Annotated in this window: 12 protein-coding genes; 7 read left to right on the top strand and 5 right to left on the bottom strand. The window is 31.8% G+C overall.

All coding sequences use genetic code 11. The features are described 5' to 3' along the window. Window positions 1-41 precede the first annotated feature (41 nt). The gene (locus EQ921_RS05425; protein WP_221410474.1) at window positions 42-455 is read left to right on the top strand and encodes a DUF5856 family protein; all 414 of its coding nucleotides are present in this window, start codon (window positions 42-44) and stop codon (window positions 453-455) included. A 97-nt stretch (window positions 456-552) separates the two neighbouring features. Next, window positions 553-1,050, top strand: coding sequence for a Dps family protein (locus EQ921_RS05420; RefSeq protein WP_221410473.1), 498 nt, complete (start codon window positions 553-555; stop codon window positions 1,048-1,050). 84 nt (window positions 1,051-1,134) lie between these two features. Here EQ921_RS05420 and EQ921_RS05415 read toward each other — a convergent pair whose 3' ends face one another. The 3 genes from EQ921_RS05415 to EQ921_RS05405 form a co-directional block, all read right to left on the bottom strand. Beyond that, a complete protein-coding gene (locus tag EQ921_RS05415; protein ID WP_128330885.1) occupies window positions 1,135-1,929 on the bottom strand; it encodes an SDR family NAD(P)-dependent oxidoreductase in 795 nt (264 codons plus the stop codon). Between the two features lie 112 nt (window positions 1,930-2,041). After that, window positions 2,042-2,899, bottom strand: a complete 858-nt coding sequence (locus tag EQ921_RS05410; protein WP_128153172.1) for an N-acetylglucosamine kinase — start codon at window positions 2,897-2,899, stop codon at window positions 2,042-2,044. A gap of 145 nt (window positions 2,900-3,044) precedes the next feature. After that, on the bottom strand, window positions 3,045-3,827 hold the full coding sequence (locus tag EQ921_RS05405) for an NUDIX domain-containing protein (protein WP_128330884.1): 783 nt from the start codon (window positions 3,825-3,827) through the stop codon (window positions 3,045-3,047). 531 nt (window positions 3,828-4,358) lie between these two features. On the opposite strand from EQ921_RS05405, the gene EQ921_RS05400 reads away from it, so the two are divergent. From EQ921_RS05400 to EQ921_RS05390, 3 genes are all read left to right on the top strand, one after another. Next, window positions 4,359-6,680 carry a glycoside hydrolase family 3 N-terminal domain-containing protein gene (locus tag EQ921_RS05400; protein ID WP_128330883.1) on the top strand — a complete coding sequence of 774 codons (2,322 nt, stop codon included), beginning with the start codon at window positions 4,359-4,361 and terminating at the stop codon, window positions 6,678-6,680. Between the two features lie 129 nt (window positions 6,681-6,809). Further along, on the top strand, window positions 6,810-9,092 hold the full coding sequence (locus EQ921_RS05395; protein ID WP_185144510.1) for a hypothetical protein: 2,283 nt from the start codon (window positions 6,810-6,812) through the stop codon (window positions 9,090-9,092). A 36-nt stretch (window positions 9,093-9,128) separates the two neighbouring features. Further along, window positions 9,129-10,400: an MFS transporter gene (locus EQ921_RS05390; RefSeq protein ID WP_128153169.1), complete on the top strand. Its 1,272-nt coding sequence runs from the start codon at window positions 9,129-9,131 to the stop codon at window positions 10,398-10,400. Between the two features lie 85 nt (window positions 10,401-10,485). Here EQ921_RS05390 and EQ921_RS05385 read toward each other — a convergent pair whose 3' ends face one another. Then, window positions 10,486-11,214 carry a ZIP family metal transporter gene (locus EQ921_RS05385; RefSeq protein WP_128153168.1) on the bottom strand — a complete coding sequence of 243 codons (729 nt, stop codon included), beginning with the start codon at window positions 11,212-11,214 and terminating at the stop codon, window positions 10,486-10,488. Then, window positions 11,215-11,937 carry a bifunctional 2-polyprenyl-6-hydroxyphenol methylase/3-demethylubiquinol 3-O-methyltransferase UbiG gene (locus EQ921_RS05380; protein ID WP_128330882.1) on the bottom strand — a complete coding sequence of 241 codons (723 nt, stop codon included), beginning with the start codon at window positions 11,935-11,937 and terminating at the stop codon, window positions 11,215-11,217. An 894-nt stretch (window positions 11,938-12,831) separates the two neighbouring features. Here EQ921_RS05380 and EQ921_RS05375 point away from each other — a divergent pair. Both EQ921_RS05375 and EQ921_RS05370 read left to right on the top strand, forming a co-directional pair. Then, window positions 12,832-15,411: a bifunctional aconitate hydratase 2/2-methylisocitrate dehydratase gene (locus EQ921_RS05375; RefSeq protein WP_128330881.1), complete on the top strand. Its 2,580-nt coding sequence runs from the start codon at window positions 12,832-12,834 to the stop codon at window positions 15,409-15,411. Window positions 15,412-15,455: 44 nt separating this feature from the next. Then, a complete protein-coding gene (locus EQ921_RS05370; RefSeq protein WP_128330880.1) occupies window positions 15,456-16,652 on the top strand; it encodes a hypothetical protein in 1,197 nt (398 codons plus the stop codon). Window positions 16,653-16,665: the final 13 nt, after the last annotated feature.

Below are 16,665 nucleotides of genomic sequence, written 5' to 3'. Positions count from 1 at the left end.
GTATTTGCAAATTATACAATATAACCTAAAAAATAAATGTTATGATTCAAGAGAAAAATGAAGTTAAAGGCACCTATGATGACGCTACAAAAAACAAAAAATTGGGTAAATTTTTTGGTGAAATCTTTTCCTACAACAGTTCATTAAAACTTTATCACTGGCATGTTACCGGTAAAGGTAGTTATGCGACTCACATGGCATTAGATGAAGCCATAGATACTGTATTGGATACCATAGACCGCTTGGTGGAAACTGCATACGCTCAGTATGGCACTATCGATATTACAATAAAAGAAACGCCCAATCCTAAAGATATTGTAAAACATTGTGAAAACTTCTACATGCTTTTACAGGACGGAAGAGATTTATTCCCTGACGATTATGCACAATCAATATTTGACGACTATCAGGAAGCTGTACAGCAATTGCTATATCGTTTGAAAAGGTTACAATAAATTTATTATAAATAGTGGTTTTTGGTTCGAAAATTGCTATATATAATCCTGTAATTTTACAAATAGTAATCGTTTAAAACAGTTAAAAAATAATCATATGGCATCAAAAGTTAAAAACATAGAAGCAAACATTGGAATAAGTGAAGAAAACAAACAAGCAGTATCTGACGATCTAAACAGACTATTGGCAAATGAATATTTTCTATATACAAAAACTAGAAAATTTCATTGGAATGTAGAAGGTTCGCATTTTAGATCATTACATACTTTGTTTGAAGAGCAGTACAATGAGTTGGCAGAAATAATTGATGAAGTTGCGGAAAGAATTAGAAAGCTTGGGCACTATGCATTAGGATCTTTCAAACAATTCAGCGCGGTGGCAGATTTAGTTGAGCATGATGGAGAAGAGGTAGCAGATGCTAAAACGATGCTTTTAGAATTGTGTGACGATCACGAAACTATAATTCGTATCATACGTGCAGAACTTATTCCTATTGCTGAGAAATATAAGGATTTAGGAACCAGCGATTTCTTAACAGGAGTAATGGAACAGCATGAAACTATGGCATGGATGCTTAGAGCTACTGCCAAATAAAACATAAAAGTTTTAAACTAAATAAAAAACAGGTTTTTCTTTTTGAAAAACCTGTTTTTTATTCATATAGGTATACTAATTATATTATAATCCCGAATATTTAGCTATAATCTTTTCAAACCATTTTTGCGGAATGAGGGATTTTACCCATACCGACAGTTTTTGAGTGGAGGTTCCAAAATAATAGTGAGGTTTTAAACGCTTTTTTTGTAAGCATAATTTTTCTATATAAGGGGCAAGTGTGTACGGATCCAAACCGGTATTTACATCCACATTCATTCTATCATACACTTCCTCAAAATCAGATTTATAAAAATCTGATATTTCGCTTCTGATTCTGTGATCGGCTATATTGGTTTTTATATCTCCCAAATTAATAGTACAAGCTTCAATATGAGTATTTTTTAATTCATAACGCAAGGATTCTGTAACCATATCGAGCGAAGATTTTGATGCAGAATAAAATCCCCGAAAAGGAAGCCCCATGACACTTCCGATGGAAGAAATATTGATAATTTTTCCCTGATTGGTTTTCCTCATTATGGGAAGTACGTGCGAAATAATTACGGCAGGAGCCCCCAGGTTAAGAGAAAAAAGTTCAATGATTTCCTCAATAGTAGCATTTTCAACCGGTCCCACCATACCTTTGCCCGCATTATTAATAATCCAGTCTATAGTATCTGTTTCCTTAATTATAGTAGCAAAAGCAGTTTCAATTTCCTCTTTTTTAGTAATATCTGTAGGTATAGTTTTAAATTTTGCTGAATCAGATACGGAACGGCTTAATCCAAACACTCGGTACCCTTTTTCTTGAAAATAATTTCCCAAAGCTAGCCCGACACCAGAAGATGTTCCCGTAATTACAATTGTTCTTGGCATTTTTTTTAATTAGATGATGACAAAAATATAATTTTATTTTTAATAATAAAGTAATTAAAAAACAAAAGGGAGTTGTAAAAAACTCCCTTTATTCTGTAATATATTATAAATATTATAATTTATGACTTTTAACGTATTCGATTAAACCATCAATAGGTCTTCTTAAAGCAACTCCAAGCTTTAATCCATTTTCAGTAAGTTTTCTTTCCAATTCATCTTTTAAATAAAAGCCGATTGAACCATTAAAGTTGATAGGAACTTCTGCACAGTTATCGTATTGTTTGATGTAACAATCAATAAATGTCTGAATCTGTTTATCAATAATGTTTTTGATAAATTCATGATCTTTATTTTGGATAATGAATTTTGCAAAAGTTGCTAAGTAAGCATTAGGATTAGGTCTCTTATAAAGATTTTCCTTAATTTCATCAATATCCATATTATATTCCTGCTCCAGTTTGTCAGATAAAACTTTAGGAAGGGTTTGGAAATTATAAGCCCTAATAAGATCAGCTCCTAATTTGTTACCGCTGCAATCATCCATCAATAAATATCCTAACGACAAAATTTTCTGGTGAAGTGACTCACCATCATAATAACTACAATTTGAACCGGTACCCAGAATACACACAATGGCATGAGTTCCCGGAGGAGTTGTTGCATAAACAGCTCCGTAAGTATCTTCTTCCACTACAATTTCTTCTGCATTAGTGAAAAATTCTTCCAAAGCTGCACGTACAATATCTTTCATATTGTCTGTACCGCAACCTGCCCCGTAAAAGAATACTTTGGTGACTTTTTCTTTATTTTGAGAGATATCAAAACGTTCGTTAAGTCTTATTAACATTTCTTCTTTATCGATAGCTTCGGGGCTTAAACCTTTGGTTTGAGAAGAAAATAAACGATTACCTTCCGTATCGATGGCAATCCAGTCGGCTTTTGTGGCTCCTGAGTCTGCTAATAAAATCATATTTTGTATTTTGTTTTAGTTGAGTTTTCAAAAGTACAAAATAAAATTTTTAACATATTATGAATTATATCACTAAATATATTAAATTTTATATTTTAACCTAAGTATAGGGGCTTTTTTTGTTATTATGTATGTAGTTAAATGATTATATTTTTAAGAATTTGGTTATACCCTCAGTATATTTTTCTTTATTAAAGGAAAATAGGACTGCAGGTTTTACTCCTCTTTTTTCACTTTTTTCATCTAATTTATTAAGATGACCCATGGAAAGCATTTTTCTCTGGAAATTACGACGATCTAATTTTTCTCCCAAAAATGCCTCATAAATTAAACGCAGATCGCTCATGGTAAATTTTTCCGGAAGTAATTCATAACCGATAGGGATATAAGCAATATACTTACAGATTTCTCTGATGGCCGTTTGTATTATTTTATTGTGGTCAGAATACAATGCAGGAATTTTATCCAAATCTGACCACTGAATATCTTCATCATCATAACATTTTATACTGGTTCTGGAATAATCTACAAAAGCATAATAACCAATACTTACATACCGTTGGATAAGCCAGTGATTTTTATTTCGGGCTTCAGAGTCTGTAAAATGTTTGTTAAGAAGGTCCATATTTTCATCGAGGCTGGTTCTGTTTATGTCACCAAATGTATGAAACTGTTTTAAAAAAACATCTTCAAGGCCGGTTCGTTCCTTTAATATTCTTATAGCAGCACCATTTACCGATTCAGATGTGTAAATAAACCCTCCGGGAAGCATCCATTTATTAAAAGAAATAAATTTATTAAGTAAAATTTTAATTTTACCGTCATGGTATCCAAAAATAACATTATCTACAGATATTCCGGGCAGGAATTCGTTTCTGTTTTTCAAAAGTAAATCACCGCTTCCAGAAAATGTTTTATTGTTTTGCATGAGTTAGTTATATTTAGAAAAGTGAAATCTATACAAAATTAATTACTTTTTTTTACCATTTTTTTATTATTGTATAAGATTAATTAATCAGATAAATACAATTTAACTGTTTATTGAGATTAAATGGTTGGTATTCTATTAATTATTAACATAGAAATTCTATATTAGCTAGTGTAATTTACAATTCAGCTAAATGTTAGAAAAATTAAGAAAAAATTAAGAAAATCTTAAGAAAAACGTTTTCAAAGGGTATTTTTGAGAGGTTTTTTTTTGCTTAATTAGCAAAATTACGGTTGTTTAAACCATAAAATTTATCCAAACTATTATGATTTTCATCACTCAAAACTAAATTAATTGATTGATTATTAATTATTTGTATTATATGTTTTTATCTTGTTAAAAAAAGTACCTTAATAAATTATTTTTTTAGAAACTTTTTAAAGTATATTAGCGTCCATATGACATTTATATGTGTCTACCTAACCACAAACGTAAAAGAAATAATGTATAACTAAATAATAAATGTATTATATGAGAAAGAGAATTTTAACTGCATTTACGATTTTATCTCTACTATGTGTCAAGGCACAACACAGCGATTTTATTTTAATTAATAACAATAACGGAGCTACCATAGGTTATTCTCCTACTTCAGGGATTAAAATTTTAACTGTAGACGGTTTAAAGTTTAAAGACCTTAATAAAAATGGTAAACTTGATAAATATGAAGATTGGAGATTACCAATCGATGAAAGAGCAAAAGACTTGGCTCAAAAAATGTCTCTAGAACAAATAGCAGGATTAATGCTGTATAGTATTCACCAGGCTATACCTTCTAATGACTCAGGTTTTGGATCAGGGAAATATAATGGTAAACCATTTTCTTTAAGTGGAGCACAACCTTGGGCTTTGTCAGATGACCAAAAAACATTTCTTAAAGATGATAACTTAAGACATGTGCTTATTACTTCAGTTAAAAGTCCGGAAGTAGCTGCAAAATGGAATAACCAGATGCAAGCTTTCGTTGAAGGTATCGGATTAGGTATTCCAGGAAACACAAGTACGGATCCAAGACATTCAGGACAAGCTACCGGAAATACAAAAGCGGAATTTAACGCTGGTGCTGGAGGAGATATTTCAATCTGGCCGGATGGATTAGGATTGGCAGCAACTTTTGACCCTTCTATTGTACGTAAGTTTGGTAACATTGCCGCTCAGGAATATAGAGCGTTAGGTATAACCACTGCATTATCACCTCAAATAGATTTAGGTACTGAACCAAGATGGTATAGAATTTATATGACATTTGGTGAAAGTCCTGAACTTTCAACTGATATGGCAAGAGCTTACATTGATGGTTTTCAAACTTCATTTGGTAAAGATGAAATAGCCGATGGATGGGGATATAAAAGTGTGAATGCAATGGTAAAACACTGGCCAAGTGGAGGACCTGAAGAAGGTGGACGAGATGGACACTGGGCATTTGGTAAATATGCCGTATATCCGGGAAGTAATTTTGAAACTCATTTAAAACCATTTACAGAAGGAGCATTCAAATTAGACGGTAAGACTTCTAAAGCTTCAGCTGTAATGCCTTATTATACCATATCTTACAATCAGTCTAAAGATGGCAGTAATTATGCAAATGGTTTTAATAAATATATCATTACCGACCTGTTAAGAGGAAAATACGGATACGACGGTGTATTATGTACGGACTGGTTAATAACTCATAACGAAGGTAAAACACCGGATGAATTTGACGGAAAACCTTGGGGAGTTGAAGATAAAACAGTTGCCGAAAGACATTATATCGCTTTAATGGCTGGTATGGATCAATTTGGAGGTAACAATGTTATGGGACCAATCATCGAAGCTTATAAAATGGGAATCAAAGAACATGGAAAAGCTTATATGAGAAATCGTTTCGAACAGTCTGCTGTTAGACTTTTGAAAAATATTTTCCGTCTAGGATTATTTGAAAATCCATATTTAGATGCTTCTGAAAGTGCTAAATTAGTTGGAAACCCTGACTTTATGAAAGAAGGTTATGATGCACAAGTTAAATCTGTAGTTTTATTAAAAAATAAAGCAAACTTATTACCAATAAAAGACAGAAAAACGGTATTTATCCCTAAAAATTATTACCCGTCTACTAAAGATTGGTGGGGAAATTGGTCATCACCAAGCTTAGATTACCCTATTGATTTAGAGTTAGTAAAAAAATATTACAACGTAACTGAAGATCCTAAAAAAGCAGATTTTTCAATAGTATTTATATCTAGCCCTTATAGCAATAATGATGGAGGAGGATATGATTTAAACGACAGAAAAAAAGGAGGTAACGGATATGTGCCAATTTCTTTACAATACAACAGTTACACTGCTACAGATGCACGTGACCACAGTATAGCTGCCGGAGATCCGGTAATAGATCCAACAATTAAAGATCGTTCATACAAAGGGAAAACGGTTAATGTTTCAAATGCTATGGATTTATCAACAGTTTTAACTACTAAAAATCAAATGGGTGATAAGCCTGTTATAGTAGTAGCAAATGTGAATCGTCCAATGATTTTCAACGAATTTGAAAGTAGAGTTCAAGGTATTCTAGTTCGTTTTGGAATAGGTGAGCAAGCAGTAATGGATATAATTTCAGGTAAATATGAACCATCAGGATTACTTCCTTTACAAATGCCTGCAAACATGTCTACCGTTGAAAAACAATTAGAAGATGTTCCATTTGATATGCAATGTCATACAGATACAGAAGGTAATATTTACGATTTCGGATATGGATTAAACTGGAGTGGAATAATTAAAGATTCCCGTACAGCCAAATATCATAAATAATGATTTCATATTAGTCGTTTAAGTTTATATAAATGGAGTAACTAAATATTTAAATTCATTTGGTTACTCCATTATAAAAACAAAATACAATAAAAATATTTTACAAAATAACTACAAATTAAAATCACAATGAAAAAAAATCGGAAAAAGTTAAACAAAATTAAAATACTAACGGTAAGTTCGTTAGCCCTATTAGGTGGTGCCAGCCTTACTGCTCAGGTAAAGCAAAAATCAGATACAATAAAAACAAGCGCAGAACAGAAAGGTGATAGTAAAGTTATGTTGAATGCAGCTAACAATACCGGACCTCGTGATGTAAATATTGGTCTTCCTGCTTCCGTTGGAGGAACCACTGTATTGGAAAACGGTTTGCCGGTAGTATATTTCTTCTGGCCGGAAGTTCCTACAAAAACATGGAGAGGGGATGCCATGCTAAATAAATATTCTTTATATGATTTAGGTCAAACTGCAATTAATATCGGAGATGTTGGTTTCTCTTTGAGTTCTTATGATAATCTTGGAACAGATGATTTTCAGGGGAAATTAAATCTGGAATCTAATCATTATGGTTTATTAAGAGGGAGTGCTAATGTAAGTGGTCCTATTAATAAAAAAGGATTAAAGTATTCTGCAGGAGCTTATGTAAGTATGGACCCGGGAACTTTTAACGCAAAAGGTCTTAACACGTATTATTCTGATCAGGCTCAGATTTATAAATTAGCCTTAACACAGGATTATAAATTTACCGGAGGTACAGGATCCATTACTGCTCTATATAAATATGCAAATGTAAAAGGAATTGGTCAAAAATACAGCCCTTTTATATACGGTAAAAATGGAGAGGTAAGTGAAGTTCCAGGATTTAAAATAGGTAGAAAATCATACTATGAAAGATCCGGGAAAGTTACTTTAATGGATGCATTTAGCGGGGACTTGGTACAAAGAGATGTATTAAATGATTACGGTTCTCAATCAAATACAATAGACGTTATCGGTAAAAACAATTTTGATAATGGACTAAATTTAAATTATATAGTACGATACCATTCTGCGAAAGTAGGTACCTATATTCCAATTATGGCAGGTATTTCAAAAGCTGCAGCTGGTGAATTCGTATATGCTGATACAGGGGAGGCTTACACCGGATCCAATGCTCAGGGAGTTTTAATTTTAGCAACTAAAAGAACTCCGATTCAGTCATTAACAGGAACCATAGAATTAGGTAAAAAATCCGAATCAAGCTGGGGTACTCATGATTGGAAAGTTGGAGTAAACGAATGGTTTTATGATATAGACAAATATGCAACAGAATCAGCCATGTATTTTCAGGAAGTTGCGCCAAACCCTAGAAAGTTAATAAAAGCTGGATCAGGAGCTAACGCTAATGGTGACTTTAACCTAAATGGAGGTTTAGAATATCATAACGGTAGAGAAAATAAATTTGCTTTCTTTGCTTTAGACAAATGGACTGTATCCAAATCTCTTGAAGTTAATGTAGGTGCTCGTTTAGAATATCAGACGTTAAGAGGGGATTATCAGGACAGAAATCTGGGATTACAAACTTTAACAGGACCTAAGACTAAAATTGACAAAGATTGGTTTAACCAATCCTATATGGTTAATGCAATCTACAAAGTAAACGAGAAATTTGGTTTATTAGGAGATTTAAATTATATAGAACAAGCGGGACATTTAGAAAATTATAACATTGGGGTAGATCCTAAAATTAAAAAATCTAAAATACCTAGTGCTGGTTTCGGAGTATTTTATAACCACCCTATAATTAGTGTAGTATCTAAAGCTACCTACATCACAAGAGATGAGTATCGTTCAACAGTTAACTTCTCTAACCCAAACAATCCGGGTGAAGTAAAAAGAGAGACTACTAAATATGATATAGAAACAATTGGTTGGACTACTGATATAATATCTAAACCTTTTAAAAATTTTGAATTACATTTTTTACTAACTTTGCAAGACCCGAAATATAAAAATTTCGTAGGTCAAGTTGGCTTTAACGATGGATCTGTAGCAAAATACGATTTTACGGATAAGTATGTTACAGGTATTTCAAGAGTATTAATTGAAATAGATCCTAGTTATGTTTGGAAAGATTTAAGAGTTTGGGCAAGTGCAAGATATTTCAGTAAACAATATGCAAACAGACCTAACACAGTTTATTTTGCTAGTCGTTGGGAAACGTTTGCAGGTTTGGAATATAAAATTAACAAGCATTTAAGTTTGTCTTCAACAATTATTAATTTGTTGAATCAGAAAGGAGCACAGGGAGATATGGGAGATGCAGATTTACTTTTAACAGCGGAACAGGCAAAACAAAAAGAAGGAACTATTTTATCCGGTACTTACATTCGACCGTTTACAGTTGAATTTGGCCTTAAATATAATTTTTAATAAAAGAAAATTAAACAATTTAAATTATAAGGTTATATGAACAACAAAAGTTATGTTTTACCCATAATAATGATGTTTGCCCTGTTTTTTATGATTTCATTCGTAACAGGTTTGCAAAACCCAATGGGGGTAATTATAAAAAATCAGTTTGGGGCAAGTAATTTTCAGTCTCAACTAGGAAACGCAGCCAATTTTATTGCTTATGCTTTTATGGGAATTCCCTCTGGGCTTCTTCTTCAAAAGATAGGTTATAAAAAGACAGCTTTACTAGCTATCGTAGTAGGGTTTGTTGGAGTAGGTATTCAATATTTATCAGGTAGTCTGGAAAGTTTTGAAGTATATTTAACCGGTGCTTTCATATCCGGATTTTCCATGTGTATGTTAAATGCAGTGGTTAACCCTATGTTAAACACATTAGGAGGCGGTGGAAAAAAAGGAAATATACTTTTACAATTCGGAGGAACTATTAATTCTTTTGGAGCTACCATAGTTCCTGTTTTAGTAGGGTATTTAATCGGAAATGCTGCACAACAAACTATAAAAGATGCTAATCCTGCGTTATTTCTGGCTATGGGTATTTTTGCATTAGCTTTTATTGTTTTGACTTTAGTATCGATTCCTGAGCCTTTTTTAGGCAAATCAGAAAAAAATACTGGAAAATATAGTGCTTTTTCTTTCAGACATTTTTGTCTGGGAGCAGTAGCTATCTTTATTTATGTAGGTATAGAAGTAGGGATTCCTAATACAGCAAATTTATATATGACTTCTTCTGTAGATAACGGAGGGTTAGGAATAGATACGACTGTAGCAGGAACAGTAATAGGTACGTATTGGTTTTTAATGTTAATAGGCCGTTTGGTGGGAGCTTCTCTTGGAACTAAAATTTCAAGTAAGACCATGCTTTCATTTACAGCTTTATTAGGGCTTGTATTTATACTTTTAGCTATAGTCAGCCCTAGTTCAATAACAGTAAGTATGCCTGTGTTTAAATCAGATATATCATTTGGGTTAGCACAATTACCGATAACTATCATGTTCTTTGTATTATGTGGTTTATGTACTTCAGTTATGTGGGGAGGAATTTTCAACCTGGCAGTTGAAGGATTAGGAAAATATACTTCTGCAGCATCAGGTATTTTTATGATGATGGTGTGCGGTGGAGGTATTTTGCCACTTATTCAAGGATATATAGTTGATAATTCAGGCTTCTTGTCTAGCTACTGGTTAATTATATTAGAATTTGCTTTTATTCTTTATTATGCATTAATAGGTAGTAAAAACGTAAATAAAGACATTCCGGTAAATTAAATAATATCGGGTTATTCAAGATATTTAAATATTTCTATATATTATTATAAAAACTTCCCTAAAATTTTAGGGAAGTTTTTTTTATTTATATAAGAGAAATAATTATACCTAAAATCATACCGCTGAAAACCAAAACAAGTTTTTGCCAGTTTAGATTATGTTTTTCATTGCTTTCAAAAATAATAACTGAAGAAATATGAAGGAAAATCCCTGCAACAATTCCTAAAACATTTGGATACCAGGAAGGATTTAAAAAAGAACCGACGAAAGCACCAATGGGAGCTGAAATGGCAAAAAACACAAGTATAAGAAACTGATAAATTCTTTTAATGTTGAGAGAAAAAAGAAAAGTAGCCAGTACAATTGATTCAGATACTTTGTGAATGCTTAATGCCCATAAAATATTAGAGTGAGAATGATGATGCGAATGTCCTCCGTGTAAATGTATTCCGGATTGTGCATCAATAATAGGAGTACCTTCTAAAAAAGAATGAATAAAAAGACCAAGCATAACACTAAGTGGAATAATATTGTTTCCGTTATGACTGCTTTTATGATGATGAAGATGTCCATGTTCAATTCCTTTAGACAGACCTTCAAGAATAAGTTGTAATCCAACCCCTACTATGATCCAAAGACCGGCATGTGCTCCTCCGTTATAGTATAAAGAAGGAAACATGTCCAAAACTGTAATTGCCAGTAACAAACCGGCACTAAACATAAGTAAATTTTTACTAAACTTTGCATTATTTTGAAAATAGTAAGCAATGGCAGCACCTAGTACTACCGCTAAAATTAAGATAGCATAATCCATCTATTTCTTAAAAATTAAAATTAGTCTTGGCGATTTAGATTCATTAAATTCATTGAGTTGGTAATCTCCAAATACATCCGTAAGTGTAAAACCTACTTTTTCACCCAGTTTTTTAAAATAATTTAATTTAAAACCTTTCACTCGTTCCTGATAATGATAATCCTTACCTTGGTCAGAAAAGGTAATATCTTTTATAACAAAATCATTTTCAACTTTTCTTTCAAGGTGAAATGTAATACCATCCACTATTTTATCTTCCTTCGGAATTAAATCATTCTCCACAAGAGAAGCGTTCATAAAATCCATGACAAAGATTCCGTTTTCTCTTATTTGTTCATATACAGATTTATAAACTCTGTAATTGTCTTCTTCATCACTAAAATATCCAAAGCTGGTAAATAAATTAAATACAACTGAAAAGGAATTGGGAAAATTAGGATTTCTCATATCTCCCACATAAAATTTTAAACGATCGTTTTCAAATAGTTTAGCCTCTTTTATGCTTTGAGAAGCTAAATCTACTCCAGTAACATCGTATCCCAGCTTGTTAAGGAAAATACTATGCCTTCCTTTTCCACAAGCCAGATCTAATATCTTTTTATCTGTGGAAATAGATAAATATTTTAGTAAATAGGAAATAAATTCCTGAGCCTCCCTGTCATCACGGTTTTTATATAAAATATGATAATAGGGAGTATTAAACCATTCTGCAAACCAATCCATAATTCAAAATTAATACAAATTTTTAACTAATTTATACATTATGTAAATCATTATTTAAAAACGTAAATAAAAATAGGGATAAATAATTTGTTGGATTCATATATAAAATAGCACACTCACTCTTTTTCGGTCTAAGTATTCATCAGATAAATTAAAGTTTTGACACATACGATAATGCTTTAAAAAATATTCATTCATATAATTTATATAAAATATCAGGACTATAGAGGTAAGTTACATAGATGTGAATTTTTATATAATGAATTGTGTAGTTTACAATTAATCGTAATAAAATATTATATATTAAAATAGTTGTCGGTTTAACGAATCAATATTTTATAATTTAACAAATCCGTATCATGGCTATTTATACATCAATTCAAAAGTCTTTGAGTAAACTATAATATACCTAATCCAAATTCATATTAAGTATTAAAATTATTTATTTAACAGCTTAAATCAAAACTTCAATTTTCTTAGAAAAAAATATTTTATTTATCCCATTTTTTTATTTACAATGATATGATATGTATCATTCCTTATGATATATCTAAATTGATTAAAACGTAATACTTTTGTTGAGCATTGAAATATATCGAAACAATGAATAGTAACCTTCTTAAAAATTAAAACTAAACCTGAAGATTGTAAGTAATTTTCTGATTATAAAGTGTTTAGTTAGTGTTAAATATACTTGTTTTATTAATTGTAGAATTTTTTAATTAAATAATTCATAGGAATTGTTTAAATTAATAATTTATATTAAGTATAAAAAAATCTTTAGTTTATCTCATTTATTTTATTAATTTTGATATGATATGAATCATTACTCGTATTATTTACTTAATGGTTTAAAAGTAATAATTTTGTCGAGTATTGAAATATATCGAAAGTATGAACGAAAAATATTATGCTCATTTGGCAGAAAGAGAGGCAAGAGGAATACCTCCATTACCATTAAGTGTATCTTATACAAATGAGTTAGTTAGTTTGTTAAAAAATCCTCCTAAAGAACAAGAAGAAGAATTTTTAAATCTCTTAATTAATAGGGTACCGCCAGGAGTTGATGAAGCTGCTAAAATTAAAGCAGAATTTTTGGATAAAATTAGTAAAGGACAAATCACTAGTCCTGTAATTTCCCGACTCAAAGCGGTTGAAATTTTAGGCAGTATGCAGGGGGGGTATAATATACAACCACTGATTGAAGCTTTAGATATAGAAGAATTGGCAGAATTGGCGGTGAAACAGCTTTCACATACTCTTTTGATTTTTGACGGATTTGAAGCTATAAAAGAAAAAGCTCAACAAGGAAATCTTTATGCTCAGAAAGTAATTCAAAAATGGGCAGATGCTGAATGGTTTACTCACAACAAAGAAGTTTCTGAAAAGTTGACAATGAAAGTATTTAAAGTTTCAGGAGAAATCAATACAGATGATTTGTCTCCTGCGCAAGAAGCCTGGTGTAGATCAGATATTCCTCTTCATGCACTTTCAATGTTAAAAATGTCTCGTACAGACAACGTTCCGGATAAAGAAGGTGAAATAGGGCCTGTTTCTTTACTAAATAAACTAAAAGAGGAAGGATATCCTTTAGTATTCGTAGGAGATGTAGTGGGGACGGGGTCTTCAAGAAAATCAGCAACCAACTCTGTTTTATGGCATATAGGAGAAGATATCCCTTTTGTACCCAATAAAAGAAGAGGAGGAATAGTGTTAGCCGGAAAAATAGCACCTATATTTTTTAATACAATGGAAGATTCCGGAGCATTACCTATTGAAGATGTAGATGTTTCTCAGCTTAATACAGGAGATGTAATAGATATTTATCCATATGCAGGAGAAATTAGAAAACATAGTACAAATGAATTAATTACAAAATTTGAAATAAAAAATCCGGTATTATTTGATGAAGTAAGAGCGGGAGGAAGAATATCTCTCATTATAGGTAGAAAACTTACAGCTAAGGCTAGAGAATTTTTAAATCTTCCGGTAAATGATGTATTTAGAAAAAATATACAAATACCAGCTTCAAACAGAGGATATTCTTTAGCTCAAAAAATTGTAGGTAAAGCATGCGGAGTAACAGGAATTAGACCAGGAGAATATTGCGAGCCTAAAATAAGTTCCGTAGGTTCACAGGATACAACAGGTTCCATGACCAGAGATGAATTAAAGGATCTGGCTTGCCTTAAATTTTCTGCAGATCTTGTTATGCAATCTTTCTGTCACACTGCAGCCTATCCTAAGTTAGCAGATATAAAATTACAACAAACACTCCCCCAGTTTTTTATAGAAAGAGAAGGAATAGTGCTTAGACCTGGAGATGGAATTATCCATTCCTGGCTAAACAGAATGATTATTCCGGATACTGTAGGCACGGGGGGAGATTCACATACTAGATTTCCGATGGGAATATCTTTTCCCGGAGGATCAGGATTAGTTGCTTTTGCAGCAGCAACCGGAGTAATACCCTTAGATATGCCAGAATCTGTATTGGTCAGATTTACAGGAACAAGACAAGAAGGAATTACTTTACGGGATTTAGTACACGCAATACCTTACTATGCAACTAAAGAAGGTTTATTAACTATAGACAAAAAAGGGAAAAAGAATGTTTTTTCTGGACGTATATTAGAGATAGAAGGACTTTCTGACTTAACAATGGAACAGGCTTTTGAATTGGCTGATGCTTCAGCAGAACGTTCAGCAGCAGCATGTACTATTGAATTAGAAGAAAATAAAGTTAAAGAATATATAGAATCTAATATAGCTCTCTTAAAATGGATGATTACAGAAGGATATGAATGCTCTAAAACTATAGAAAAGAGAATTCAGCAAATGGAAGAATGGTTATCAAAACCTGAATTACTAAAAGCAGATAAAGATGCTGAATATGCAGCGATTCTTACCATCGATATGAATGAAATAAAAGAGCCGATACTTTGTGTTCCTAACGATCCGGATGATGCCAGATTATTATCAGAAATAAATGAAGGAACTATTGATGAAGTATTTATTGGTTCATGTATGACTAATATAGGGCATTTTAGAGCAGCCTCAGAAATAATAAAACAAAGTAAAAAAGAGCTGAAAAGCAAATTATGGATTAGCCCTCCTACGCGAATGGATCAAAAAGAATTAAAAGAAGAGGGACTTTATAATACATTTTGTTCAGCAGGGACTAGAATTGAAATACCAGGATGTTCTTTATGTATGGGAAATCAGGCCAGAGTAAAAGAAGGAACTAATGTAATATCCACTTCTACACGAAATTTCCCGAATAGATTAGGAACTAATGCCAGAGTATATCTGGCCTCTGCAGAATTAGCTGCTGTTAGTTCGCTATTAGGAAGACTTCCTTCAATAGATGAGTATACGACCCACATAAAAGTACTTTCAGAAAATGAGAAAAAAATATATAAGTATCTGGATTTTAGTACAATGTCTGATTATTATACAGACTTAAAAAACTAAAAAATTACAACTACTCACATGAAAATAGCTAAAACAATCACTGTATGGAAAAAAAAATCTTTTTAATAGTTTTTGCTTTTACAATCAGCCTTATAAAAGCACAAAAAAATGATAGTATTCAGATAAACTATCAAAAACAAATGGAACAACAACAGCAACAAATAAAAGAATTACAAGAGCAAATGAAAATACTTCAGGCTCAAAATACTTCTTCACTCAACAACAATACTGTATCAGAAACAAAAAAAGAATCTACTGAATTTAAACCCAAAGGAAGAGTTTTCGGGAGAATTTTTATGGGGTATGCAAACAGTTTAGAAAATAAAAGTGACAGAAGACAAGGTTTTGATATTGCAAGAAGTTATTTAGGTTACGATTATCAGATAACTGAAAATCTATCTACCAGAATTATGATTGATGCTACTCCGGAAGGAACATTAGCACAAATAGGAAAAGAAAACGTTCAAAGTTTAAAAACACCCGCACTTAAAAACGTATATATAAAATACGAAACTGAAAAAGTATCTGTCACTGCAGGAATGTTTGCTACTCCCCATGTGGTTATTCCTTTACAATATTGGGAAAACAGATATATTAATAAAAGCTTTCCAATAGCAAACGGTTTAGCCAGAGGTGCAGATATAGGTATTACAGGAGTTTATAAAATAGCTCCATATTTATCTGTAGATGCAGCAATTCTAAAAGGAGAAGGTTTTAGAAAAATATCTAAAGATAATATGTATCAGTATGTGGTAGCAGCTACTATAACACCATTTAAAAATATGATCATAAGACCTCTATTTGATATTAAAACAGGTGAAAATCTTCATAGAAAAGACAGAATGTATGCAACAGCACTTATAGGATACAGAAATTCCAAAATATCTGCCGGTGCAGAATTAAGTAAAGTATTTAATGACGGAGCTGCTGAAGTTGATAAATATGGATACTCACTATTTCTTAATGGAAAAATTACGAAACAAATAAAAATATTTGGAAGAGCAGATGTATATAGTACAAGTCTTCCGGAATCATATTATTCAGGATATGATTTTTTTAATGCAGATAACAAGGCATTTACAGGACATACAGACATGTTTATATTTGGACTTGAATACATTATCGCAAAAGGTGTTAAAATTTCACCCAACTTCAATTACAAAGTCTATAAAAAAGCCGGTGATAGAGGGCAGGACTTACACTCCAATACCTTAGCCGTTTCAATGGAAATTAAAATATAACTATTTAAAATAA

This window comes from Apibacter sp. HY039 (assembly GCF_004023655.1).
Lineage (GTDB): Bacteria > Bacteroidota > Bacteroidia > Flavobacteriales > Weeksellaceae > Apibacter > Apibacter raozihei.
This window is presented reverse-complemented; position numbering and strand designations above follow the sequence as displayed.

Excerpts from the sequence above, each read along its gene's own strand:
- EQ921_RS05390 (WP_128153169.1), top strand. The coding sequence starts at position 9,129 with ATGAACAACAAAAGTTATGTTTTACCCATAATAATGATGTTTGCCCTG.
- EQ921_RS05400 (WP_128330883.1), top strand. The coding sequence starts at position 4,359 with ATGAGAAAGAGAATTTTAACTGCATTTACGATTTTATCTCTACTATGT.
- EQ921_RS05425 (WP_221410474.1), top strand. The coding sequence starts at position 42 with ATGATTCAAGAGAAAAATGAAGTTAAAGGCACCTATGATGACGCTACA.
- EQ921_RS05420 (WP_221410473.1), top strand. The coding sequence starts at position 553 with ATGGCATCAAAAGTTAAAAACATAGAAGCAAACATTGGAATAAGTGAA.
- EQ921_RS05405 (WP_128330884.1), bottom strand. The coding sequence starts at position 3,827 with ATGCAAAACAATAAAACATTTTCTGGAAGCGGTGATTTACTTTTGAAA.
- EQ921_RS05415 (WP_128330885.1), bottom strand. The coding sequence starts at position 1,929 with ATGCCAAGAACAATTGTAATTACGGGAACATCTTCTGGTGTCGGGCTA.
- EQ921_RS05370 (WP_128330880.1), top strand. The coding sequence starts at position 15,456 with ATGGAAAAAAAAATCTTTTTAATAGTTTTTGCTTTTACAATCAGCCTT.
- EQ921_RS05375 (WP_128330881.1), top strand. The coding sequence starts at position 12,832 with ATGAACGAAAAATATTATGCTCATTTGGCAGAAAGAGAGGCAAGAGGA.
- EQ921_RS05395 (WP_185144510.1), top strand. The coding sequence starts at position 6,810 with ATGAAAAAAAATCGGAAAAAGTTAAACAAAATTAAAATACTAACGGTA.
- EQ921_RS05380 (WP_128330882.1), bottom strand. The coding sequence starts at position 11,937 with ATGGATTGGTTTGCAGAATGGTTTAATACTCCCTATTATCATATTTTA.
- EQ921_RS05410 (WP_128153172.1), bottom strand. The coding sequence starts at position 2,899 with ATGATTTTATTAGCAGACTCAGGAGCCACAAAAGCCGACTGGATTGCC.
- EQ921_RS05385 (WP_128153168.1), bottom strand. The coding sequence starts at position 11,214 with ATGGATTATGCTATCTTAATTTTAGCGGTAGTACTAGGTGCTGCCATT.